The sequence below is a fragment of the Amycolatopsis sp. NBC_00348 genome, assembly GCF_036114655.1.
GTDB lineage: Bacteria > Actinomycetota > Actinomycetes > Mycobacteriales > Pseudonocardiaceae > Amycolatopsis.
This window is the reverse complement of the sequence record NZ_CP107994.1, coordinates 3923416-3945908: the sequence shown is the minus strand read 5'-3', so window position 1 is coordinate 3945908 and position 22493 is coordinate 3923416. Positions and strand designations below refer to the sequence as shown.

Annotated in this window: 17 protein-coding genes; 11 read left to right on the top strand and 6 right to left on the bottom strand. The window is 72.7% G+C overall.

Annotated elements, in window-relative coordinates; genetic code table 11:
- Positions 1-3: 3 nt before the first annotated feature.
- Positions 4-1458: a phospholipase D-like domain-containing protein gene (locus OHS58_RS16930; RefSeq protein ID WP_328648939.1), complete on the bottom strand. Its 1455-nt coding sequence runs from the start codon at positions 1456-1458 to the stop codon at positions 4-6.
- A gap of 167 nt (positions 1459-1625) precedes the next feature.
- Between OHS58_RS16930 and OHS58_RS16925 the strand changes: the two genes are divergently transcribed.
- The 3 genes from OHS58_RS16925 (at position 1626) to OHS58_RS16915 (ending at position 6113) form a co-directional block, all read left to right on the top strand.
- A complete protein-coding gene (locus OHS58_RS16925; RefSeq protein WP_328648938.1) occupies positions 1626-3575 on the top strand; it encodes a potassium transporter Kup in 1950 nt (649 codons plus the stop codon).
- Between the two features lie 347 nt (positions 3576-3922).
- Positions 3923-4648, top strand: coding sequence for a TetR/AcrR family transcriptional regulator (locus OHS58_RS16920; RefSeq protein ID WP_328648937.1), 726 nt, complete (start codon positions 3923-3925; stop codon positions 4646-4648).
- Positions 4626-6113 (top strand): glycosyltransferase family 39 protein, encoded by a 1488-nt coding sequence (locus OHS58_RS16915; protein WP_328648936.1) that lies wholly within the window; start codon positions 4626-4628, stop codon positions 6111-6113. Before OHS58_RS16920 ends, OHS58_RS16915 begins: the two co-directional genes overlap by 23 nt.
- Here the strand turns inward: OHS58_RS16915 and OHS58_RS16910 are convergent.
- On the bottom strand, positions 6101-6526 hold the full coding sequence (locus tag OHS58_RS16910) for a hypothetical protein (RefSeq protein WP_328648935.1): 426 nt from the start codon (positions 6524-6526) through the stop codon (positions 6101-6103). The two genes, OHS58_RS16915 and OHS58_RS16910, sit on opposite strands and share 13 nt — an antisense overlap.
- 122 nt (positions 6527-6648) lie before the next feature.
- Here OHS58_RS16910 and OHS58_RS16905 point away from each other — a divergent pair, with 122 nt between their 5' ends.
- Entirely contained in the window at positions 6649-9336 is a 2688-nt protein-coding gene (locus tag OHS58_RS16905) for a LuxR family transcriptional regulator (RefSeq protein ID WP_328648934.1), read from the top strand.
- Positions 9337-9348: 12 nt separating this feature from the next.
- Here the strand turns inward: OHS58_RS16905 and OHS58_RS16900 are convergent, their stop codons facing one another.
- Positions 9349-10413: a serine hydrolase domain-containing protein gene (locus OHS58_RS16900; protein WP_328648933.1), complete on the bottom strand. Its 1065-nt coding sequence runs from the start codon at positions 10411-10413 to the stop codon at positions 9349-9351.
- A 154-nt stretch (positions 10414-10567) separates the two neighbouring features.
- On the opposite strand from OHS58_RS16900, the gene OHS58_RS16895 reads away from it, so the two are divergent.
- From OHS58_RS16895 to OHS58_RS16885, 3 genes are all read left to right on the top strand, one after another.
- A complete protein-coding gene (locus tag OHS58_RS16895; protein WP_328648932.1) occupies positions 10568-11461 on the top strand; it encodes a TIGR03619 family F420-dependent LLM class oxidoreductase in 894 nt (297 codons plus the stop codon).
- Positions 11462-11619: 158 nt separating this feature from the next.
- On the top strand, positions 11620-14820 hold the full coding sequence (locus OHS58_RS16890) for a family 78 glycoside hydrolase catalytic domain (protein ID WP_328648931.1): 3201 nt from the start codon (positions 11620-11622) through the stop codon (positions 14818-14820).
- Positions 14821-14832: 12 nt separating this feature from the next.
- Positions 14833-16590 (top strand): SGNH/GDSL hydrolase family protein, encoded by a 1758-nt coding sequence (locus OHS58_RS16885; RefSeq protein ID WP_328648930.1) that lies wholly within the window; start codon positions 14833-14835, stop codon positions 16588-16590.
- A 4-nt stretch (positions 16591-16594) separates the two neighbouring features.
- Here the strand turns inward: OHS58_RS16885 and OHS58_RS16880 are convergent, their stop codons facing one another.
- Positions 16595-17818, bottom strand: coding sequence for an MFS transporter (locus OHS58_RS16880; protein WP_328648929.1), 1224 nt, complete (start codon positions 17816-17818; stop codon positions 16595-16597).
- A gap of 49 nt (positions 17819-17867) precedes the next feature.
- Here OHS58_RS16880 and OHS58_RS16875 point away from each other — a divergent pair, with 49 nt between their 5' ends.
- Positions 17868-18338: a MarR family winged helix-turn-helix transcriptional regulator gene (locus tag OHS58_RS16875; RefSeq protein ID WP_247051101.1), complete on the top strand. Its 471-nt coding sequence runs from the start codon at positions 17868-17870 to the stop codon at positions 18336-18338.
- A gap of 233 nt (positions 18339-18571) precedes the next feature.
- Positions 18572-18988 (top strand): STAS domain-containing protein, encoded by a 417-nt coding sequence (locus tag OHS58_RS16870; RefSeq protein ID WP_326953900.1) that lies wholly within the window; start codon positions 18572-18574, stop codon positions 18986-18988.
- Between the two features lie 3 nt (positions 18989-18991).
- On the opposite strand, the gene OHS58_RS16865 is transcribed toward OHS58_RS16870, so the two are convergent.
- Entirely contained in the window at positions 18992-19399 is a 408-nt protein-coding gene (locus OHS58_RS16865) for an ATP-binding protein (RefSeq protein ID WP_328648928.1), read from the bottom strand.
- Positions 19400-19591: 192 nt separating this feature from the next.
- On the opposite strand from OHS58_RS16865, the gene OHS58_RS16860 reads away from it, so the two are divergent.
- A complete protein-coding gene (locus OHS58_RS16860) occupies positions 19592-20782 on the top strand; it encodes a zinc-dependent alcohol dehydrogenase (RefSeq protein ID WP_328648927.1) in 1191 nt (396 codons plus the stop codon).
- Between the two features lie 61 nt (positions 20783-20843).
- Entirely contained in the window at positions 20844-21323 is a 480-nt protein-coding gene (locus OHS58_RS16855; RefSeq protein WP_328648926.1) for a hemerythrin domain-containing protein, read from the top strand.
- 49 nt (positions 21324-21372) lie between these two features.
- Here the strand turns inward: OHS58_RS16855 and OHS58_RS16850 are convergent, their stop codons facing one another.
- Positions 21373-22359 carry an esterase/lipase family protein gene (locus tag OHS58_RS16850; protein ID WP_328648925.1) on the bottom strand — a complete coding sequence of 329 codons (987 nt, stop codon included), beginning with the start codon at positions 22357-22359 and terminating at the stop codon, positions 21373-21375.
- Positions 22360-22493: the final 134 nt, after the last annotated feature.

Sequence of the window (22493 nt, the reverse complement as noted above, 5' to 3'; positions counted from 1 at the left end):
ACGTCAGCCGTCCACCAGCAGTCCCCGCAGCGGGCCCTGGAGCCGGCCGGCCCGGCGGGAGACGCCGGGGAGCAGCACGAGCCGGTGGGTGCGGGGCTCGCCCCGGCGTTCCCGCTCCGCCTGTTCTTCGGCCAGCGGCCGCCAGAGGTCGTCGACGACGTCCGCCGGGTCTTTGTCCAGCTCCGCCACCGGGCGGCCCAGGTGCTCGGCCCACAGCCGCAGCCGCGTCGCGCGGATCAGGTCCCGGTCGTCGGTCGCGATGTTGACCTCGGTGTCGTTGAACAGCGAGTGCTCGTTGAGGTTCGCGGACCCGACGGTCAGCCACTCGTCGTCCACGATGCCGAGCTTCGCGTGCACGTACACCGGCGCGGCGGTGTCGCCCTCGTGCGCGCTGATCGTCGTGGCCAGCAGCCGGTTGTTGCCGTCGTCGGCGTCGACCAGGCGGCCGAGCTGGCCGCGGGTGGTGTCGGCGCCGTTGCTGGGCTTGCGCGGCAGCAGCAGGACGACGCGGAAGCGGTCCTCGGGCGGGTTGCGCAGCTTGTCGAGCAGCACCTCGGCGATCTCGGGGGACCACAGGAACTGGTTCTCCAGGTAGATCAGCCGCCGCGCCGACCGCAGGGCCCGCAGGTAGCCGTCGAGGACGGTGAACTCGCCCTTCGGCGCGAAGTCGTAGGTGCTGTTCGGCACCGTCCGCAGCAGCTGCACGCGGGTCTCGCCGGCCGGTTCGGGCACCTTCGGCGCCGGCAGCTCTTCGCCCGTCACCTCGGTCCACCGGTGCCGGAGGTGCTCGGCGACGTCGGCGACGATCGGTCCTTCGAGCCGGGACACCAGGTCGTGCCAGCCGATCTGCCGCGGCGGATGGTCGGGGCTGTCGTGCCGGTCGCCTTCGAGCGCGGTGAAGTCGACACCGCCGACGAACGCGACGACGTCGTCGACCACCACCAGCTTTTCGTGGTGGCAGTGCAGGGTCCGCTCCCGCGAGTCCAGCACGCAGCGCACGCCGGTGCCCTCGGTGAGCTTCCGCTGCTCTTCCTTCGCGAGGCCCCGCGTCGGCTTGAAGGCCGGGACGGGCGGCCCGCCCCACAGCAGGATCCGCACGTCGACCCCGCGGCCGGCGGTCTCGGCGAGCAGCTCACGCAGGGTGGGGGCGCCGGGCTCGCGGGTCAGCCGGAAGTCCGCGCTCGCGTGCCAGTTGGCGATGTGGACGTGGGACTTCGCGTGCCGGATGGCGTCCTGGATGGCCGGCAGCGCCTCTTCGCCGTCGATCAGGATCTCGACGCGGTTGCCGTCGCGGACCGCGGCCCGGCCGGCGGCCCGGCCGGCCGGGCCGCCGGGCTCGAGGACGTCACCCCAGCCGAGCCCGCGCAGCCGCCGCCGGTGGTGGGCGCACAGGACGTGCTCGAGCCGGTCGCCCAGCCGCTCGTCCGCCTTGTCCAGGAAGGAGTGGAATGTCGTCACCCCTCCATGGCACTACAGATCGGCCCGGTCCGCCGCGCAGTGACGCTCCGCTACCCGGTCGGCGCGTCGCGGGCCGGGGCGCCGGGGGAGCGGCCCGGGTGTCGGTAGGGTCCGGCACGGTGCACCGGGCGACGAGGGTTCCGGCTGCCTGCTCGGAGGGGAACGTCATGGCTGATCAGAACCCGGCCGCCGATCCGGTGGCCCCGGGACACGCGCCGAGCGGGCGCGAGGCCGTGCGGCTCGCCGTGGTCATCGGGGCCCTGGGCGTGGTGTTCGGCGACATCGGGACCAGCCCGATCTACACCCTGCAGACGGTGTTCAGCCCGAGCGACCCGCACCCCGTCCCGGTGAGCACGGACAACGTCTACGGCGTGGTGTCGCTGATCTTCTGGTCGGTGATGATCATCGTCACGGTCACCTACGTGCTGCTGGCCATGCGCGCCGACAACGACGGCGAGGGCGGCATCATGGCGCTCATCACGCAGCTGCGGCGCTGGAGCGGGCAGCGCGGCGCCCGGACCGCGCTGGTGCTCTCCGGCGTGGGCATCTTCGGCGCTTCGCTGTTCTTCGGCGACAGCATGATCACCCCGGCGATCTCGGTGCTGTCCGCGGTCGAGGGGCTCAAGATCGTCGAGCCCGCGCTGGGCGAGCTGGTCGTACCGATCGCCGCGGTCATCATCGCGCTGCTGTTCCTGGTGCAGCGCAAGGGGACCGCGACCGTCGGCCGGCTGTTCGGGCCGGTGATGATCCTCTGGTTCGCCGCGATCGGAGCGTTCGGCATCAGCGGGATCGCCGGCCACCCGCAGATCCTGAAGGCGCTGTTGCCGACCTACGCCCTGGGTTTCCTGGCCGGGCACTTCGGCATCGCGTTCTTCGCGCTGGCCGCGATCGTGCTGGCGGTCACCGGCGCCGAAGCGATCTACGCCGACATGGGCCACTTCGGCAGGCGGGCGATCACCCGCGGCTGGCTGTTCCTGGTGCTGCCCGCGTGCACGCTCAGCTACTTCGGTCAGGGCGCGTTGATCCTGGCGGACCAGGCCAGTATCAGCAGCCCGTTCTTCCTGCTCGTGCCCGGCTGGGCGCGGCTGCCGATGGTCCTGCTGGCCACCGCCGCGACCGTGATCGCGTCCCAGGCCGTCATCACCGGCGCGTACTCGGTCACGGCGCAGGCCGCCCGGCTCGGCTACCTGCCCCGGCTGCGGATCCGGCACACCTCGGAGTCGAACATCGGCCAGATCTACGTCCCGTGGATCAACTGGCTGCTGCTGGTCTCGGTGCTGACGCTGGTCTTCGCGTTCCGCAGCTCGGCGGCGCTGGCCTACGCGTACGGCATGACGGTGACCGGCACGATCACCATCATGACCCTGCTGTTCTTCTACGTCGCCCGCGTGAAATGGGGCACGCCGAAGTGGCTGATCGGGCTCGGCGCGACCGTGCTGCTGTCGGTGGACCTGCTGTTCGTCGCGGCCAACCTGACCAAGCTGATCCACGGCGCGTGGCTGCCGCTGCTGATCGCCCTCACCGTGTTCACCGTCATGATCACGTGGCAGCGGGGCCGGCAGATCGTCACCGCGGAGCGCGAGCAGCACGAGGGCTCGCTGCGCGAGTTCATCGACGACCTGGAGAACGACAAGCCCGTCACCCAGCGCGTCCCGGGCACGGCCGTCTTCCTCAACCGCGGCAAGGTGACCGCGCCGCTGGCGATGCGGGCCAACGCCGAGCACAACCACGTCCGGCACGAGCACGTCGTGATCGTCTCGATCGAGACGGAGCCGGTGCCCCGGGTGCCGGAGAGCGAGCGCACGGTCGTCGACGACCTCGGCCACGCCCACGACGGCATCACCCACGTCTGCGCCCGGTTCGGCTACATGGAGCGCCCCGACGTCCCCGCCGCGCTGCGGTCCCTCGAGCCGAAGGAGACGGAGGGTCGGCTGCAGGTGGACGACGCGTCGTACTTCCTGTCGAAGATCGAGCTCCAGCTCGGCGAGGCGAAGACGATGGCGGGCTGGCGCAAGCGGCTGTTCATCGCGACGTCGTTCATCACCGCGGACGCGGCCGAGCAGTTCGCGCTGCCCCGCGACCGCACGGTCGTGATGGGCTCGCACATCGAGGTGTAACCCGGGCGACAGCCCACGGGGCGGCCAGTGCGGTCGGTCGCGTGGACGACCTGGAGCGCGCGAGCCTGGGCGCCTTCGACGGCGACGCGAACTCGTCCGCTCCCGCGGTTTCACGCCGGTCCGCTGGTTCCAGCGGAGGGGAGCACCCGCCCGGCACCGCGATCCCGGCCACCGCGATCCCCGGCGGGCTGCGCGTCGAGCCGGGTCCGGGCTCCTCGCCAAGGCCGGCTTCACCTCGAAGATGCGTTACCTGCACTGGGCGCTCGAAGCCTGACCCGCGACGAGCTCGGGGGAGCCGCGTAGCACGGCCTCTTGACTGACTGACTCGTTCAGTCAATACTCACCGCATGCGCGGACGGGTACAGCCGCGGCCGTTGGGCGAGATCGCCGCGGCCGCGGCGCGGGTGTTCACCGGCAAGGGGTACAAGGCGGCCGGGATCTCCGACGTGGCCGCCGTGCTCGGCCTGAGCCACGGCGCCCTCTACACCTATGTGGACAGCAAGGAAGCCTTGCTGTACCTGGCTTTCCTGCACCTCGCCGAACCGGAGGCGCTGGCTGTGCTGACCATTCCGGTCGGCAGCCCGGGGCCGGCGGGGATCGCGGAGATCGACGCGCGGTCGGTCGCGTCCGCCGGCTTTCCGGCGCTGGACGCCGCTCTCGGCCGGCGCACCAAGCCGGTGGCCGAGGAGCTCGGCGGGATCATCGACGAGCTGTACGCCTACATCGAAGGCCACCAGGGCCTGCTCGCGCTGGTCGAGAGCTGCGCGCGGGACATCCCGGAACTCGCCGAGCTGCACTTCGTGCGCGGCCGGCGCGTGGTCCTCGACCAGCTCGGCGACTACCTGCGCCGCCGCATCCGCTCCGGGCACCTGCGTCCGGTCCCGGACGTCCCGACGTCGGCGCGGTTCCTCGTCGAGTCCGTCGCCTGGTTCGCCTGGCACCGGCACGGTGACCAGGACTCGTTGATGCTCAAGGACGACGACTGCCGGCGCACGGTGCGCCACCTGTTGCTGGCCGCGTTCCTGCCGGCCGAGCCATCTCCTGGGGGAAATGACGATGACGCAGACGGTTGAGGATACCTGGGAAACCGGACCGCGCGTGGAGTGGCGGCCGGTCCTGCTGGTCGCCGGGGTGGTCGCGGTGATCCACCTGGCCGTGGCCGCCCGCTACGGCTGGCACCGTGACGAGTTCTACTACGTGCTCACCGGCCGCCACCCGGCCTGGGGGTACGTCGACCAGCCGCCGGTGACGCCGGCGCTGGCGCGACTGGCCGCCGCACTGCCCGGCGGGGTGCTGCCGCTGCGCGTCCTGGCCATCGCGGCCGCGGCCGGCTGTGTGCTGCTGGCCGCGAAACTCGCCGCCGAGCTCGGTGGACGTCGGCGGGCCCAGCTCGTCACGGCCGCCGCGGTGGCAGCCTGCCCGGCGTTCGTGGCCGCGTCGGCGTTGTTCGGCACCACCGTCCTCGACCAGCTGTGCTGGCTGGCCGTCATGGTCGCGACGGCGCGGGCGCTGCGGCTGGGCACGATCCCGGCGTGGCTGCTCGCCGGCCTGCTCGCCGGGCTGGGGCTGGAGAACAAGGACACCATCGCCGCGCTGCTCGTCGGCATCGGGCTCGGCCTGGTCGTCACCCGGCGCGCGGTGCTGCGCACCCCGGGGCCGTGGCTGGCCGCCTTATTGGCGTTGCTGATCGCGTTGCCGAACATCCTGTGGAACGCCTCCTTCGGCTGGCCGTGGCCGGCCGTGCGGATGGCCGGGGTGCTGTCCGGCCGGGAGGGCAACGCGCTCACCCAGGTTCCCTTGCTGCTGCTGGTGTTGACCGGCCCGCCGCTGCTCTGCCTGGGGGTGATCGGCGTACGCCGGTTGTGCACCGGCGCGGGCCGGCCGCACCGGTGGCTGCTGGTCGTGGCGATCACCGCGGTGGTGTTCATCGCCGTCACGTCGGGCAAGTCCTACTACGCGGCCCCGATGCTGCCCGGCCTGTTCGCCGCCGGCGCGGTGGCGGTGGAATCGGCGAACACGCGGGACGGCCGGCGGTCGTGGCCTCTCGCGATCGCCGCCACGGCCGTGTTCGCGATCGTGATCGGCCTGCCCGTGTTCCCGCCGAAGATCACGAACGGCATCGGCTTGAGCAGCACCGTGATGGAGACCTACGGCTGGCCCGAGTACGTGCGTCAGATCGTCGCGGTCGCGGACCGCTACCCGGCCGACACGGTCATCTTCACCAGCAACTACGGCGAAGCCGGCGCGTTGACCACCCTCGGCCCGGCCGAGGGCCTGCGCAACCCGGTCGCCAGCGGCCACAACGCCTACGGGTTCTGGGGGCCGCCCTCGGGCAGCGACGCCACCGTGCTCTGCGTCGGCGAGTTCACCCCCGCCTACCTGCACCGCTTCTGGACGCAGGTGACGGAGATCGCGCCGCTCACCCTGCCCGGCGGCCTGTCGAACGAAGAGGTCGAGAAGGGTGCGGCGAGCTACCTGTGCCGGCAGCCGCGCGGGACCTGGACGCAGCTGTGGCCGGAGCTGGCTCACCTGGGCTGAGCGGACCCGGCACGGCGCCAGCCGAGCCAGCCGCGGCACAGGAAGTACGACGCCACGAGGATCACGACGAGGCCGAAGTCGACGTACCCGGCCTCGCCGGCCTCGGGTACGTCGCCCAGCGCCACGGCGATGACGACGAGCGACGCCTTCTGGGCGAACAGCAGCTCCCAGACCCCGCGCTGCGCCCGCGGTTTCCAGGCGAGCAGCGCGAACAGCCCGGCCACCAGCCAGAAAGCGGTCATCCGCCAGCTCTCGATCCAGACCCGGTCGTCGGCGACCTGGCTCGTGTACACGATCCCGCGGATGGCCGCGCCGACGGTGGCGAGCGAGGCGATGGTGAGCAGGACCCGCCCGAGCACGTCTCGGCGGGTGTTCTCGGGGCGGGTGGTGAGGGTGGTGTCCTGGGTGGTCATGGTGTCCTCCGGTGTGCTGGTCGGGCCTTCACGTTCGCACCGGCGGACGGCCGTTCGCGTCGGCGGTAATCACCTAGGTGACCGGGTAGGCGATCGATCACGGCCCGGCTAGCATTCGCGGGATGCGGACGCCGGCGCACCCCCGTGGACCGCTCTTCGGGCGGCGCGCCGAGATCCGGCGGATCGACGAGCTGACGACGGCGGCGCGCGCGGGCGAGGGTGGCGTGCTCGTGCTCCGCGGTGAGGCGGGGATCGGCAAGAGCGCGCTGCTGGAGCACGCCGCACAGGCGTCAGGGTTCCGGGTCGTGCGGGCCGACGGCGCCGAGTTCGAGTCGGAACTGCCGTTCGCCGCGCTGCACCAGTTGTGCGTGCCGGTGCTGGCGCGGCTCGCCGACCTGCCCCGTCGGCACGGCGACGCCCTGCGCGTCGCGTTCGGGCTGGCCGAGGGCACCCCGGACCTGTTCCGCGTCGGCCTGGCGACCTTGGCGCTGCTGGCGGCCGCGGCGGCGGAACGCCCGCTGCTGTGCGTGGTCGACGACGCGCAGTGGCTGGACGCGGAGTCGGCCAAGGCACTGGCTTTCCTCGCCCGCCGCGTCGGCGCCGAGCGCGTCGCGGTGGTGGTCGCGGTCCGGCCGCCGGGTGCGGGCGCGCTGGCCGGGCTGCCGGGCGTGGACGTCGACGGGCTGAGCGACACCGACGCGCGGGAGCTGCTGGCGGCGCGGAGCCACGTGACGCTCGACGAGCAGGTGCGCGCCCGGCTGCTGGCCGAGGCGCGCGGGAACCCGTTGGCGTTGCTGGAACTCTCGACGGCCGGCGGGTTCGCCGCGCCGGACTCCTCGTCGGTGCCGTCCCGGATCGAACGCGGCTTCCAGGCCCGGCTGGCGGACCTGCCCGCCGCCGCGCGGCTGCTGCTCACCCTCGCGAGCGCCGACCCGACCGGCGACCCGGGCCTGCTGTGGCCGGCCGCGCGGCGGCTGGACATCGACGTCGCCACCGACGGCGCGGCCGCGGCCGCCACCGGGCTGGTCGAGTTCGCCACCCGCGTCCGCTTCTGCCACCCGCTGGCCCGGTCGGCGGTCTACCAGGCCGCGGAGGCGAGTCAGCGCTACGCGGTCCACCGGGTGCTGGCGGAGGTCACCGACCCGGCCGTCGATCCGGACCGGCGGGCCTGGCACCGCGCCCAGGCCTGCGCCGGTCCCGACGACGACGTCGCCGCCGAGCTGGAGCGGTGCGCGTCCCGGGCCCGGTCCCGCGGCGGGGTGGTGGCCGCCGCGGCCTTCCTGGACCGCGCCGCCGCACTGTCGCTGGACGCCGGGAAGCGGGTCGAACGGACGATCGTCGCGGCGCGGGCCGCACTCGACGCGGGCGCGCCCGACGCGGCGGCCGAGCTCCTCACGGTCGTCGAACCCCTGGCCCTGGACGAGATCCGGCACGCGCAGGTCGATCTCCTGCGCGGTCAGGTCGCCTTCCAGCGGCACCACGACGGCGACGGCCCGTTGTTCATGGTGCGGGCCGCGCGACGCCTGGCGGAGCTGGATCCGGACCGGTCGCGCGAGTGCTACCTCGACGCGCTCGAGATGGGCCTGCTCGTCGGCCGTCCGGGTGGCGTGCTGGACACGGTGCTGGCCGCGGTCCGGTCCGCCGGGCCCGCGCCGGCGTCACCGGACGTCCTCGACGTGCTGGTGCTGGTGACCGGAGGAGACCACCGGGCCGCGGTTCCCTTGCTGCGCAAACTGTTCGACGACGGTGACAGTCCCTTGTGGACGCAACGGCCGGCGCTCGCGATCATGCTCGCGTCGGAGATGTGGGATCCCCACGCCCAGGCGGCGATCACCGAGTGGCTGATGAAGACCGGCCGCGAATCGGGTTCGCCGCTCGTCCTGCGGCTCGGCCTCGCCCAGCTGGCCTCGCAGGGCGCGCTGACCGGTGACACCGGGCAGGCGATGGCGGCGATCGCCGAGGAGGAGGCGATCGCCGACGCGATTGACGGGCCGCCGATGCTGTACCCGCGGCTGCACCTGGCGGCGATGCGCGGCCGTCGCGAGGAGGCCCTGGCGCTGTTCGAGTCCGCCACGGCGACCGCGACCGCCGGCGGCGCGGGCCAGCTGGTCGCCAACGTGCACTGGGCGTCGGCCGTGCTGCACAACGGGCTGGCCGACTACCCGGCCGCACTGGCGGCCGCCCGCCAGGCCACCGCGCACGGCGGGCTCTCCCTCGCCGGAGCCGCCCTGCCCGAGCTGGTTGAGGCGGCCGCCCGGACCGGAAATCCCGCCGAAGCCACCGCGGCCCTGGCGTCGCTGACCGAACGCACCGCGGCGAGCGGAACCGCCACGGGCCTCGGCGTCGCGGCGTACGCGCGGGGCGTGGTGACCGGCGTCGAGGACCACTACCGCGACGCCGTCGAGCACCTGGGCGAGAGCCCGCTGCTCGCGTACCGGGCCCGGGCGCACCTCCTGTACGGGGAATGGCTGCGCCGCGAAGGCCGCCGGCGCGACAGCCGCGAGCACCTGCGTATCGCGCACGAACTCCTGACGGGCGCCGGGATGGAAGCGTTCGCCGAGCGCGCGGCGAAGGAACTGCGCGCCACCGGCGAAACGGCGCGGGCCCGGTCCGCGCGCACCGCGGACGAGCTGACCATGCAGGAGACGCACATCGCCCGCATGGCCGCCACCGGCGCGACGTCCAACGAGATCGCCGCGCAGCTGTTCCTCAGCCCCCGCACCGTGGATGCCCACCTGCGCAACATCTTCCGCAAACTCGGCATCACCTCCCGCCGGCAGCTGCGGAACCAGCCGGGCCTCGACGGCTGACGCCCAGGCCGGTCAGCCGAACGTGGCCAGCACGACGCTCAGCCCGCGGTCGTCGCCCAGCGGGCCTTGTTCCAGCATCCGGTTCATCACGTACGCCACGGTCATGCGGCGGTCGAAGTCGTTCATGACGAGCGATCCGCCCCAGCCGCCCCAGGAACAGCTGCGGCCCTGCACGGCGTAACCCATGCCGTACCGGATCCGGGCGCCCAGGACCTGGTCTTCGCCGGCGAACTGCTCCTCCAGGGCCCGCTCGCAGCCGGCCTCCGACAACAGCCCCCGGCCGCCCGAGGTGAGCACCGACTGCACGGCGGCCACCGACCGCGCGTTGCCGAACCCGTTGGCGGACGGGATGTCCGCCCGTCGCCACGCCTCCGTGTTGGCCACCGCCGCGGGGACGTCCGGGTTGCCGGGCCCGCGGTCCGCGAACCCGGGCGCTCGCGTCGTGGCCGGGATGACCGGCGCGACCCGGTGGTCGTGCTCGGGGGCCAGCCCGATGTGGAAGTCGGCGCCCAGCGGCCCGGCAACCTCCTCGGCGAAGAACCGGCCGAGCCGGCGCCCGGTGACCCGGCGGATCACCTCGCCGGCCAGGTACCCCTGCGTGACGGCGTGGTAGGCGCCCACTGTGCCCGGCTTCGAGGCGGGCGCCTGCGCCGCCAGCAGCGCGGTCATCGCGGGCCAGTCGTAGAGCTGCTCGACGGTCAGGGGCTCGTCCCAGGACGGCAGGCCCGCGGTGTGCCCGAGCACGTGCCGCACCCGCACGTCGTCCTTCCCGGCGGCGGCGAACTCGGGCCAGTACGCGGCCACGGGCGCGTCCAGGTCGAGCTCACCGCGATCGGCGAGGATCAGCGCGCACAGCGCGGTCATCGTCTTGGTGGTCGACCAGACCGCGGTGATCGTGTCGCGCTCCCACGGCCGCGTCCGCGCCTCGTCGGCGTACCCGCCCCAGAGGTCGACGACCGGCGCACCGTCCACGTACACCGCGACGGACGCCCCGACGTCGTCCTTGTCCAGCGACGCCGCCAGGGCGTCCCGCACCGCTTCGAACCGTTCGTCACACGTACCCTCGATGTGGGCCATGAGCGGTACCCAACCCTCGTTTCCCCGCCGGCGCCAACGGATTAACGCAGGCCGTGATCAGCCGCGCCGCCGAATTACTTGAACGAACAACCAGATGCGAGTAGTAGTGGCACCAGGACCTCCATGATCCGTTCGTTCTCCAGGGGAGTCATTGATGCGCATTGGTTTCAGCCTTCCGGTGTTCGGCAAGGCGGCGGCCACGCCGGGTGGGGTCGCGCGGTACGCGCGGGCCGCCGAAGAGGCCGGGGCGGCCGGTCTGTGGGTGGGGGACCGGCTGTTGTCGCCGGTCAAGCCCGTGGTGCCCTACCCGGGCTACGAGACCATGCCCGACGAGTTCCGGACCGCCCAGGACCCGTTCGCCGCGCTGGCCATCGCCGCGGCGGTGACCGAGACCGTGATCCTCGGCTCCAGCACCATCAACGCCACGCAGTACCAGCCCGCCAACCTCGCGCGGCTGCTGACCAGCATCGACGTCGCCAGCAACGGCCGGCTGCTGCCCGGGCTGGGCATCGGCTGGTCGCCGGACGAATACGACGCCGTCGGCATCCCGATGTCCGAGCGCGGCAAGCGGCTCGACGACCTGCTCGACCTGCTCGACACCTGGTGGAGCAAGGACATCGTGTCCCACGAGGGTGTCGGCTACAAGATCGCGGAGTCGTACGTCGACCTCAAGCCGGTGCGGAAGCCGCCGGTGCACCTGGCCGGGTTCGGCGAGAAGTCGCTGCGCCGGGTCGCCGAGCGGGCCGACGGCTGGCTGCCGGTCTGGTCGATCCCCGAAGCGTTCCCCGCGGACGTGCTCACCTCGACCCTGGCCAAGCTCCGCGCCGACGCCGAGCGGGCCGGCCGTGACCCGGGGGCGCTGAGCGCGGCGCTGCGGGTGAACGCGGCCCCGGACACGAAGCCGGAGGACATCGCCGAGTCCGTCGTCAAGATCGTCTCGATCCTCGAGCCGGACCACACCTTCATCGACATCAGCTACCTGACCAGCAGTGTGGACGAGCACATCGACCTCACCGGCCGGTTGCTGGAGCTGACCGCCCAGGGCTGAAATCCCCGGTGGCGGCTCGCCCGCGGGTGAGCCGCCACCGGAGCGTTCCCGACGACTTCCGGTTGTCTGCGTCACCGGCGTGGTGATAAGATAACTTGAAACGTTTCAAATCAGCGAAGATTTGACGTCGGCCGGCTGCGGCCGCGAGTGGAGCGTCCATGCCCGGTCACCCCGCACGAGTCGCGCTCGCTTTCCTGTGCGCCTTGCTCTCGACGCTCTTCCTCGGCACCCCCGCGCTCGCGGGGGATCGCGGTGCGGGGATCGAGGTCTACGATCTGCGCGCCGACAACGTTGTCAACCCGCTGGCCACCACCGGCACTCCGACGCTGAGCTGGAAACTGCGCTCCGACCGGTCCGGCGCGCGGCAGACGGCCTACCGGATCCTCGTCGCCAGCTCGCCCGGCCTGCTCGCGGCGCGCCGCACCGACGTCTGGGACAGCGGCAAGGTCGTGAGCGGCGAGTCGGTTTCCGTGCCCTACCGCGGTGCGGCCGCCGCGGCCGGGAAGCGGAGCTACTGGACCGTCGAGGTCTGGGATTCCCGCGGTGGCGTGACAAAACCGGCCGGGCCCGCCTGGTGGGAGACCGGGCCGGCGGACTGGGGGAGCGCGGCCTGGATCAGCCCGGACGCGGGGAGCGCGTACGCGTGGCAAGACTTCACCCTCGACCTCGACTTCACGATCCAGGCGGGCGCCGCGAGCGTCCTCTTCCGCGCCGCCGGCCCCGACGACTTCCTGATGTGGCAGGTCAACGCGGCCACGACGCCGGGCAAAGTGCTGCTGCGGCCGCACGTGAAGAGCCACGGCGCCTTCACCCTCCTCGGCGAGACCGACCTCGCGCCCGTCATCACCCCGGCCACCGTCGGCGCACCGCACCACCTGCGTCTCGAAGCCCGCGGCGACACCGTCGTCACGTCGATCGACGGCACGCGGGTCGACTCCCGCACGGTCGGCGCGGCGACCACCGGCACCCTCGGCTTCCGGACGTCCGTCAGCCAGGGCACGGCCGAGGACGCCCGCTACGACAACGTCGCCGTGCACGCGCCCGACGGCACACCGCTGTTCTCCGACGACTTCTCGGCCGTCCCGGACCCGCGCTTCCCCGGCGTCACCATCGCCGACGGCCAACTGGAACCGCAGGGTGACCCGGTCCTGCTGGCGCAGACGCCGGACGCGCCGTTGCTGCGCCACGAGTTCGTCCTGGACAAGCCGGTCGCCACCGCGCGGGCGTACGTCTACGGCCTCGGCTTCTACGAACTCCACCTCAACGGCGAGAAGACCGGCGACCAGGTCCTCTCGCCCGCCAGTACCCCTTACGACCAACGAAACCTCTACGACTCCTTCGACGTCACCAAGCAGGTCCACGCCGGGCGCAACGCCGTAGGTCTGTGGCTCGGTAACGGGTACGGCTCGCGGTTCAGCCAGTACGGCTTCCGGTGGACGGGCCCGAAACAGGGCATCCTCGCGCTCGCCGTCACCTTCACCGACGGGACGACCCGGACCGTCACCACCGACGACACCTGGCGCTGGTCAGACGGCCCGGTGACGGCCAACGACCTCTACGCGGGGGAGAGCTACGACGCGCGTCTGCAGCAGAACGGCTGGGACCGGCCCGGTTTCGCCGACGCGTCCTGGCACCCGGTGCGCACGGTCGCGGCGCCCAGCGCCACCCTCACCGCCGCCACGGCGCCGCCGATCCGCGTGGTGCAGACCCTGCGCGCGGTGTCGGTGAAGCAGCCCCGCCCGGGCGTCCACGTCTACGACTTCGGGCAGAACTTCGCGGGCTGGGCGCAGCTCCGCGTCGCCGGGCCGGCCGGGACGACCGTGCGGATGCGCACGGCGGAGGAGGTCGGCGCCGACGGGATGCTCGACACCAGCACCAACCGGAACGCCGCGTCGACCGACTCCTACACGCTCGGATCCGCCGCGGGGACCCAGGTCTACGAGCCGCGGTTCACCTACCACGGCTTCCGCTACCTCGAGCTGACCGGCTTCCCGGGCACGCCGGACCTCGGCAGCGTCGCCGGCCGCGTCGCGCACGCCGACGTCGCCGCGACCGGGCGCGTCGAGACGTCCGACCCGCTGCTGAACACGATCTGGGCGAACAACCGGCGCGCCGTCCTGAACAACTCGATGAGCCTGCCCACCGACAACCCGGTCCGCGACGAGCGGACGCCGCCGGGCATGGACGTGCAGGCCTACCACGACGCGGCCGTCCTCGACTTCGGCATGGACGGCTTCTACGGCAAGTACCTGCAGGACCTGCCGCCCGGCACGGCGCTGCCCAGCGACGCGGGCAACGCCCAGCTGCCGGACATGGGCGGCGGATCGGTCGACCTCGCGTGGTCGCTCTACGAGCAGTACGGCGACCTCGGGCGCCTCGCCGCGACCTACCCGAAGATGACGGCGTTCGTGGACACCAACGCGGCCGCCTACCCGGGCCGGATCTGGCCGGACGACCGCGGGTTCGGCGACTGGTGCCCGCCCGACCGCGGCCCGAACGCCAACGGGGGTCAGGGAAACCCCTCGGCGGGCGACTGCTTCAGCGAGCGGTCGATCGTCAACACGGCCCTGTCGTTCCGGCAGGCCGACGACGTCGCGAAAGCCGCGCGGGCACTGGGGAACACGGCCGACGCGGCCCACTTCGCCGGACTGGCGACGTCGATCGCCGACGCGTTCAACGCGCACTTCCTCAACGCCGCAGGCAACACCTACGGCGACGGCCGCCAGACCACCAGCATCCTGCCGCTCGCCTTCGGCATCGTGCCGCCGGACAAGCTCGCCGCCGTCGGCGCGCAGCTCGTCGACACGATCCTGACGAAGAACGGCGGCCACCTCGACACCGGCATCTTCGGCACCCGCTACCTGCCCGAGGCGCTCGCCAAGGTCGGCCGGATCGACGTCGCGCTGACCGTGCTCGACCAGAAGACCTACCCCGGGTTCGGGTACGAGATCGGCCGCGGCGCGACGACGCCGTGGGAGCAGTGGACGTACCAGTCCGGCATGGAAACCCACGACCACGCCATGTTCGCGGGCGTCAACGCCGCGCTGTACACGCAGTTCGCCGGGATCACCCCGGCCGCGCCCGGCTACGCCGCGATCGCTTTCGCACCACAGGTTCCCACCGGTCTCGGACATGTGGCGGCGTCGATCGACACGGTCCGCGGCCCGGTTTCGTCGGCGTGGACGCAGTCCGGGTGCCGGCTGGACCTGACCGTCACGGTGCCCGCCACCACGACCGGCACGGTGACGGTTCCCGGTACGGGCGTGACGGCGCCGCCGGGTGCGTCGCCCTTGCCGGGGGCGAACCGGTTCTCCGTGGGCTCCGGCACCTGGACGTTCACCGCCCGCCACTGCGACTGACTGGGAGTCCTTGTGAAGCGCATCCTCTTGGCCGCCTTGGTGGTCGCCGGTGTCGTCACCCCGGTCGGCACGGCCGCCGCGGCCGTCAGCTACCCGGGTCTCGCCGCCGCCTTCGACAACGTCGGCGTCAGCACCGCCGCCCAGCCGGGCACGGCCGACCTCGACGGGAGCGGGCACAGCCTCATCGCCGAAGACCTGGCCGCCGCGGGCTGGGCTCCCGGCCGCACGGTCACCGTCGACGGCGCGCCGCTGGCGCTGCCCGCCTACAGCCCGGGCGCACCCGACAACGTCGTCGCCGCCGGCCAGCGGATCGAGGGCGCCTTTTCCGGTGCGGCGCTGTCGTTCCTGGTGACGAGCACGGGCACGGCGTCCGCCGGGACCGGGACGATCGAGTACGCGGACGGGCACGTCCAGGACTTCCGGCTCGGCGCGCCCGACTGGTACTTCGGGCCGGGCGACCGGATGACCGTGTCGTTCCCGCGGTGGAACACCCCGAGCGGACCGAACGCCTTCTCCGCCAAGCTGTACACGGTGTCGGTCCCGCTCGACCCGGGTGTGCCGGCCACCGCCGTCACGCTGCCCACGACCAACCCGGGCGCGGCCCTGCACGTGTTCGCCCTCGGCGCGCGGCCCGCAGCCGGGCCGTGGGCGGGAACGTGGGCCGCGGCGACCGACGACGGCCTCGCCGCGGGGCCGTGGACCGAGCGGACGCTGCGCATGGTCGAGCACACCAGCCGCGGCGGCTCCCAGGTGCGGGTCCGGCTCGACAACGCCTACGACCCCGGGCCGCTGGTCGTCGGCCACGCCACCGTCGCGGTGCGGCAGGCGGGCGCGACGCCGGTGAGCACGCCGGTCACCCTGACCTTCGGCGGGCAGCCGGAAGCCGGGTTGCCCGCGGGCGGACAGGCCGTCAGCGACGCGCTGCCGTTCGCAGTGCCCGCCGACGCCGACCTGCTCGTGAGCCTGTACCTGAAGGGGACCGTGACCAATGCGCCCGCGCACAGCGTCGGGCTGCAGGACATGTACACCACGGCGGACGGCACCGGCGACCACACCGCCGACGCCGGCGACTTCCCGTCCGCCGGCACGTTCGGCTTCTGGACGATCCTCAGCGGCATCGACGTCGCGGGCGCGGGCCCGGCCGGTTCCGTGGTGGCCTTCGGCGACTCGATCACCGACGGCTACTCGTCGACCCCGAACACCAACAGCCGCTGGCCGGACTTCCTGGCCCAGCGCCTGCTCGCGCGCGGCCCGGACAGCGCGTCCGGGGTGGTCGACGAGGGCATCGCGGGCAACCGCATCCTGCAGGACGCCTTCAGCGGCTTCCCCGACGGCCGCACGGCCGGCGTGAGTGGCCTCGCCCGGCTGGGCCACGACCTGATCAGCCAGCCCGGGGCGCGCACCGCGATCGTGCTGGAGGGCATCAACGACATCAACAGCGACGCGAGCGCCGACGACGTCATCGCCGGGCTGAAACAGATCGCCACCGAGCTGCACGCAGCCCACATCAGGGTGCTGGCGGCCACGCTCACGCCGATCAAGGGCTGCTCCTGCAGCAACGACGCGCACCTGGCGGCCCGCGACCAGGTGAACACCTTCATCCGCACGAGCACGGGAGTGTTCGACGGCTGGGTCGACTTCGACGCGGCGGTCCGCGACCCGGCGGACCCGGAGGCCATGCTGCCGGTCTACGACTCGGGCGACCACCTGCACCCCGGCGACGCGGGCTACCGCGCCATGGCCGAGGCGATCCCGCTCGACGCGCTGTGAGTGTCTACTTCGGACTGTCTGCCGTGCGGCGGATCCGCCGCACGTCGGGAAGCGCGAGGACCGCGGCGGTCGCGGCCACGATGATGCCGGCCGCGCACCACAGCGTGCGGTCCAGGCCGATCTTGTCCGCCGCCGGACCCGCGGCGGCCGCGCCCAGGGGAGTGAGCCCGAAAGAACCGAGTGCCTCGTAGGCCGCGACGCGCGAGAACTTGTCGTGCGGCACCTCCTGCCGCAGCGTCGTCAGCCAGTTGACGCTGAAGATCTCCACGCCGACCCCGGCCAGCAGGGACGCCGCGCAGATCACCAGGAGCGGCGCCGAAGCCGCGAACGCCGCGAGCGGCAGGGCCGGCAGCGACGCCGCGGCGGTACCGGACACCAGCAGCCGCTTCGGCCGCAACCGCACCATCAGCAAGCCGCCGAGGATCATGCCGGCCGCGTCGCACGACAGGATGAAGCCCCAGTCGGCCGCGCCGTTGAACTTCGCGTGGGCGGCCAAGGCGCCGAGGACGGCGAAGGCGCCGACACCGAGGGCGTTGACGACGGCGAACTGGCCCACCACGCTCCACAACCACCGCCGGCCGGCGAACTCCGTCCAGCCTTCGCGCAGCTCGGTCAGCAGCCCGGTGCGCTTGCGCAGGTGGCCGTCGACCTCCATCAGCACCCCCAGTCCGGACGCGACGAGGAACGTCGCCGCGTCGAGGGCCAGTACCCAGCCCGGGCCGAAGCCCGCGACCAGCACACCGCCGAGCGCGGCCCCGGCGACCTGGGCGCCGTTGAGGCCGGTCCGGAAGAGCGCGAACGCCTTGCTCGCGTCCGCCCGGTCCACGCTGCGCATCAGCAGGCCCTCGGTGGCGGGCATGCGGAAGGCGATGGCGAGGCCGTTGACGGCGGCGAAGGCCACCAGCTGCCAGACCTTCACCGATTCCATGAAGACCACCAGCGCGAACAGCGCCTGCGCGAGCGCGCTGACCAGGTTCGCGGCCACGATGACCAGGTGCCGCGGCAGCCGGTCGGCCACGACGCCGCCGATCGCGAAGAACAGCACCGCCGGCACCGTGCCCGCCGCGGACACCAGGCCCACCGCCGTGCCCGAGCCGCCCGCGTAGAGGATCGCGAACGCCATCGCGACCGGGGCGGCGGCCGTACCCAGCGCCGAGACGACCGCACTCGCGAACTGCAGCCGGTAGTTGCGGCTTCGCCACACGATGTTCTCCCCAAGACGTTTCAACCCGGATAGTCTCAATTGTGTACATGAGGGTTGCGGCTACTCTGGAAGCGTGTCAAGTGAGACAACGCCGCCGTCCGGGGCGCAGCTGGCCGACGCGCTCATGCGCACCACCCACGCGCTGCGGCGGTACGCCGGGCAGCCCTACCAGCAACGCGGCTGGTCCACGTCCCGGGTGCTGCTGATGCTCGCCGTCGACGAAGCGGGCACCCCGCGGATGGGTGAGCTCAAGGACCGGCTCGGCGTCACCGGCCGGTCGATCACGTCCCTGGTGGACGGCCTGGAGGACGAGGGCCTGCTGCGCCGGTGCGACGACCCCGGCGACCGCCGCTCCACCCGGCTCGAGATCACCGCCAAGGGCCGCGAACACCTCGGCGAGATCAAGGCCCTGCACGACGCGCACGCCGAACACACCTTCGCCGTCCTCGGCGCCGCCGAGCGCAGCGCCCTGCTCGACACGCTGGGCCGGCTCCGCGACCACGTCGCGGGGCGGCTGCCGGAACCCGGCGAAGACGCGTCCTGAGCACCGCGTCGCACAACCGTTGCACGCTCGTCAGGTCGCCCGCACCAGGCCGGGGGCCGCACTTCGGGACCCGGATTCTGCATCGGTTGTGAATCGGTTGTACCGTCGGGGGTGCAGCGGTTCACCTGAGCAGCCGCCGCACCCCACATCCGCGATCCCGTCCGGGACCGGCGTGGGACTGGACTGGTGCACGCCGCGGTTTGGCCTCACGGTGAAGAGGGAGGCCACCCGTTATGCCTGCTGTTCCGCTGCCCCGTCAGCGCGGCGTGTTCGCGTCGGCGCGGTTCGACGTTTCGGTCTCGGCCGAGGCCACGGTGCTGGCCGCGGCCGGTGAGCTCGACATCTCCGTCGCCGCTTCGCTCGCCGAGTCGCTCGACCGGGAACTGGCCTTGCGGCCGCCCGTCCTCGTGGTCGACGCCGCGGCCGTCACCTTCTGCGCGGCGCGGGCGCTGACCGTGCTGGTGAAGACCGCCGCCGACGCGCACGCCGCCGGGGTCCCATTCGTGCTCGTCACCCGGCAGCGGTCGGTGCTGCGCCCGCTGACCGCGCTGGGGCTGGAGCGGGTGCTGCCGGTCTACCGCGACCTCGCCGAGGCGTTGTCGTGGCTGGCGCTGCTGCCGCGGCTGACCGAGCCGGCGCCGGACTGCTAGCCGTCAGCCTTCCGTGCAGGGGACCCGGCCCCAGACGGTCTTGCCGCCGTCGTCGTCGCTGACGCCCCAGGCCCGGCAGATCCGGTCGACCAGCAGCAGCCCGCGGCCGCCGTCGTGGGCCGGGTCCCGCATGCGCGGCACGCCGCCGCCGTGGTCGGCGACGGCCACCACGACCTCGCACGGGTCGTCCACCTGGTGGAGCCGGAGCTGGATCGGCCCTTTCGCGTGGTGGTAGGCGTTGTCGAGCAGCTCCCCGACGACCAGCATCGTGTCGACGCGGTGGGCCTCGTCGAGGGTCGAGAGCCGCGCTTCGGTCCACCGCCGGGCCGCGGCGAGGTCGGCGAGATCGTGGCCGGTCAGGTCCAGGACCTGCCACCCGGGCCGATCGGTTTCGCGCCAGGTCACCGGCATGAACAACTCCTCACGACGACGTCCGCCACACCGGGGAGCACAAGTGGCCGGCGTCGTTGTCCGGTAGGTACCCCGAGCCGCCGGGCTTACCCGTGACTCGCGCTCCTTTTCGCGGACGACCCGACCGGCTGAACCGGGTTTGTGCCCGCCCCTCGCGGGAAACCGGGTAGTCCGCACCCGCAGAGGAGTCCCATGAAGGCAGTGACCTGGCACGGCAAGCGTGACGTCCGCGTCGAAGAAGTGCCGGATCCGAAGCTCGAAGAACCCACTGACGCGATCGTGCGGATCACCTCCAGCGGCATCTGCGGCTCCGACCTGCACCTGTACGAGGTGCTCGGGGCGTTCATGACCGAGGGCGACATCCTGGGCCACGAGCCGATGGGCGTGGTCGAGGAGGTCGGGGCCGAGGTGACCGGCCTGAAGCCGGGTGACCGCGTGGTCGTCCCGTTCAACATCTCCTGCGGCCACTGCTGGATGTGCGAGCGCGGGCTGCAGTCGCAGTGCGAGACCACCCAGGTCACCGGCCAGGGCAAGGGCGCCGCGCTGCTGGGCTACACCAAGCTCTACGGGCAGGTGCCCGGCGGGCAGGCCGAGTACCTGCGGGTCCCGCAGGCGCAGTACGGGCCGATCAAGGTCCCGGACGGCCCGCCGGACGAGCGGTTCGTCTACCTGTCCGACGTCGTCCCGACCGCCTGGCAGGCCGTCGAGTACGCGAACGTCCCCCGCGACGGCACGGTCGTGGTCTTCGGCCTCGGCCCGATCGGGCAGATGGCGTGCCGGATCGCCCGTCACCGCGGCGCCGGCCAGGTCATCGGCGTCGACCTGGTGCCGGAGCGGCTCGCCCGCGCCCGCGAACACGGCGCCACCGCGATCGACACCCGCGACCACAAGGTCATCGGCGACGCGATCCGGCAGCTGACCGGCGGCCGCGGCGCCGACTCGGTGATCGACGCCGTCGGCATGGAGGCGCACGGCGCCCCGGTGGGCAAGCTCGCGCACAACCTGGTCGCGATGCTGCCGCAGCCGATCGGCGCGAAGATCACCGAGAAGGCCGGCATCGACCGGCTGAGCGTCGTCTACGCCGCGATCGACAGCGTGCGCCGTGGCGGCACGATCTCGCTGTCCGGGGTGTACGGCGGGATGGTCGACCCGCTGCCGCTGATGGACATGTTCGACAAGCAGCTCCAGCTGCGGATGGGCCAGGCGAACGTCCGCCACTGGATCGACGACATCATGCCGGTGCTGACCGGGGACGGCGACCCGCTCGGCGTCGAAGGGTTCGCCACGCACAAGCTGCCGCTGTCGGAGGCGCCCCGGGCGTACGAGATGTTTCAGAAGAAGCTCGACGGCGCCCAGAAGATCCTGCTGCGGCCGGGGTCCTGACCGGGACGCCGGTTGGGCCGTCCCCCGGCGGGTACCCGCCGGGGGACGAAGGAGGCTGCCCGTGTCGACCGACGCGATCGTGATGCTCAAGGACGATCACAAGACAGTCGAAAGGCTGTTCAAGCAGTTCGAGAAGGCGGGCGAGCGGGCCTACCAGGAGAAGCGGAAGCTCGTCGACGCGATGATCGAGGAGCTGACCACCCACACGTACGTCGAAGAAGAGATCTTCTACCCCGTCGCCCGCGAAGCCGTTCCGGAAACGCGCGACCACGTGCTGGAAAGCGTGGAAGAGCACCACGTGATGGTGTGGCTGATGGCCGAGCTGCGGACGCTCGACCCGAAGGACGAAACCTTCGACGCGAAGGTCACCGTGCTCACCGAAAGCGTGCGCCACCACGTCGAGGAAGAAGAGGAAGAGTGGTTCCCGGAGGTGCGCAAGGCGCTGGGGCGCAAGCGGTTGCAGGAGATCGGGCAGACCATGCTCGACATCCGGTCGAAGGCCCCCAAGGATCCGCTGAAGATCCGCAGCGCGCACGCCTGACGCGCGTCGCGTGAACCGGCCCGGGCGCACTCGCGCCCGGCCGGTCCCGTCACCGCAACCAGCCGAGCAGGGCCTCGTAGACGACGTTCTCGTGCAGCAGCGCGAAGTGGTTCAGGCCGCCGAGCCAGACGACGTCGGCGTCCTCGGTCAGGTCGTCGCTCCCGACCGGGGTCACCAGGAGATCGCCGAAGAGCCGGCCCCACGTGCTGTCCTGGGTGCGCGAGAGCGTCGCGGACACGAACAACCGGCGGATGCCCGCGCCCGAGCCGGGTTCCGGTCGCCAGGTGGCCCCGGCCTCTGCTTGCGCGTGGTGGACGTGGCCGTAGGCGAGGTCCTGGATGCCGTCGCTGCGCAGCGCGAGCACCCGGGCCAGGGGCGCCGCCGCGGCCGAGCGGCCGAGCACGCCGACGAGCCGGGCGACGTGGCGTTCGAGCGGCGCGCCGCGGTGCGGGGTGCCCAGGCACACCAGGCGCGTCACGCGGGGGAGCCACGGCGAACCCTGTTCTTGTGCTTGGTACAGCGCGCTTCGCGCGACCAGTCCGCCCATGGAGTGTCCGATGAGGACGATGTCGGTGACGGGGACCGGCCACGCGGCGACGAGCCGGGACAGCAGCGCGACGAGCTCACGGCCGTTCTCCCAGACGTGGCGGCCCGAGTTGTACCGCAGGTACACCGGGGTGCTGCCGACGTCGGCGGCCAAGCGCGTCCCGAAGTCGGCGCCGGGGGTCGCGCCGCGGAACCAGCCGCGCTCGGTTTCCACCAGGCCGTGCAGGAAGACCACCACGCTGCCGGTCGCGTCCGGAAAGGCCGCGGCGAGCGCCCGGTGCTCGACCTCGACGGCTCTTCGCTCCGCTCGGACGGTCATGGCGTCCCGGCCGGGAGCGGGCAGGCTCGCACCGAACACCCCGTGGGCGACCCCGGTGACGTAGTGCCCCGCCGAGGATTCGAGCACCGAGCCGGCCCAGTACCGCCACGCGAGTCGCGCGGGGACCCGGCCCAGCAGTGCGTGCAGCGCCGAAGCGGTCGTCTTCGTCATGGTGCTTCTTCCGTGCTTCGCCGCCGCAGGACCGGCCGACCTCAGGTGGGGGACTACCCACGTCGACGCCCGGTACGCGGCCGGGCCCGAAGCGCCGGGGTGACGTCCGACGCACTGCCGGGCCCGGGCCATTC

What these genes read in the sequence shown, in the direction of transcription:
- OHS58_RS16865 (WP_328648928.1), bottom strand. Translation starts at nt 19,399, where the DNA reads ATGCCGGTGACCTGGCGCGAAACCGATCGGCCCGGGTGGCAGGTCCTG.
- OHS58_RS16895 (WP_328648932.1), top strand. Translation starts at nt 10,568, where the DNA reads ATGCGCATTGGTTTCAGCCTTCCGGTGTTCGGCAAGGCGGCGGCCACG.
- OHS58_RS16905 (WP_328648934.1), top strand. Translation starts at nt 6,649, where the DNA reads ATGCGGACGCCGGCGCACCCCCGTGGACCGCTCTTCGGGCGGCGCGCC.
- OHS58_RS16890 (WP_328648931.1), top strand. Translation starts at nt 11,620, where the DNA reads ATGCCCGGTCACCCCGCACGAGTCGCGCTCGCTTTCCTGTGCGCCTTG.
- OHS58_RS16850 (WP_328648925.1), bottom strand. Translation starts at nt 22,359, where the DNA reads ATGACGAAGACGACCGCTTCGGCGCTGCACGCACTGCTGGGCCGGGTC.
- OHS58_RS16860 (WP_328648927.1), top strand. Translation starts at nt 19,592, where the DNA reads ATGAAGGCAGTGACCTGGCACGGCAAGCGTGACGTCCGCGTCGAAGAA.
- OHS58_RS16920 (WP_328648937.1), top strand. Translation starts at nt 3,923, where the DNA reads ATGCGCGGACGGGTACAGCCGCGGCCGTTGGGCGAGATCGCCGCGGCC.
- OHS58_RS16915 (WP_328648936.1), top strand. Translation starts at nt 4,626, where the DNA reads ATGACGATGACGCAGACGGTTGAGGATACCTGGGAAACCGGACCGCGC.
- OHS58_RS16900 (WP_328648933.1), bottom strand. Translation starts at nt 10,413, where the DNA reads ATGGCCCACATCGAGGGTACGTGTGACGAACGGTTCGAAGCGGTGCGG.
- OHS58_RS16910 (WP_328648935.1), bottom strand. Translation starts at nt 6,526, where the DNA reads ATGACCACCCAGGACACCACCCTCACCACCCGCCCCGAGAACACCCGC.
- OHS58_RS16870 (WP_326953900.1), top strand. Translation starts at nt 18,572, where the DNA reads ATGCCTGCTGTTCCGCTGCCCCGTCAGCGCGGCGTGTTCGCGTCGGCG.
- OHS58_RS16925 (WP_328648938.1), top strand. Translation starts at nt 1,626, where the DNA reads ATGGCTGATCAGAACCCGGCCGCCGATCCGGTGGCCCCGGGACACGCG.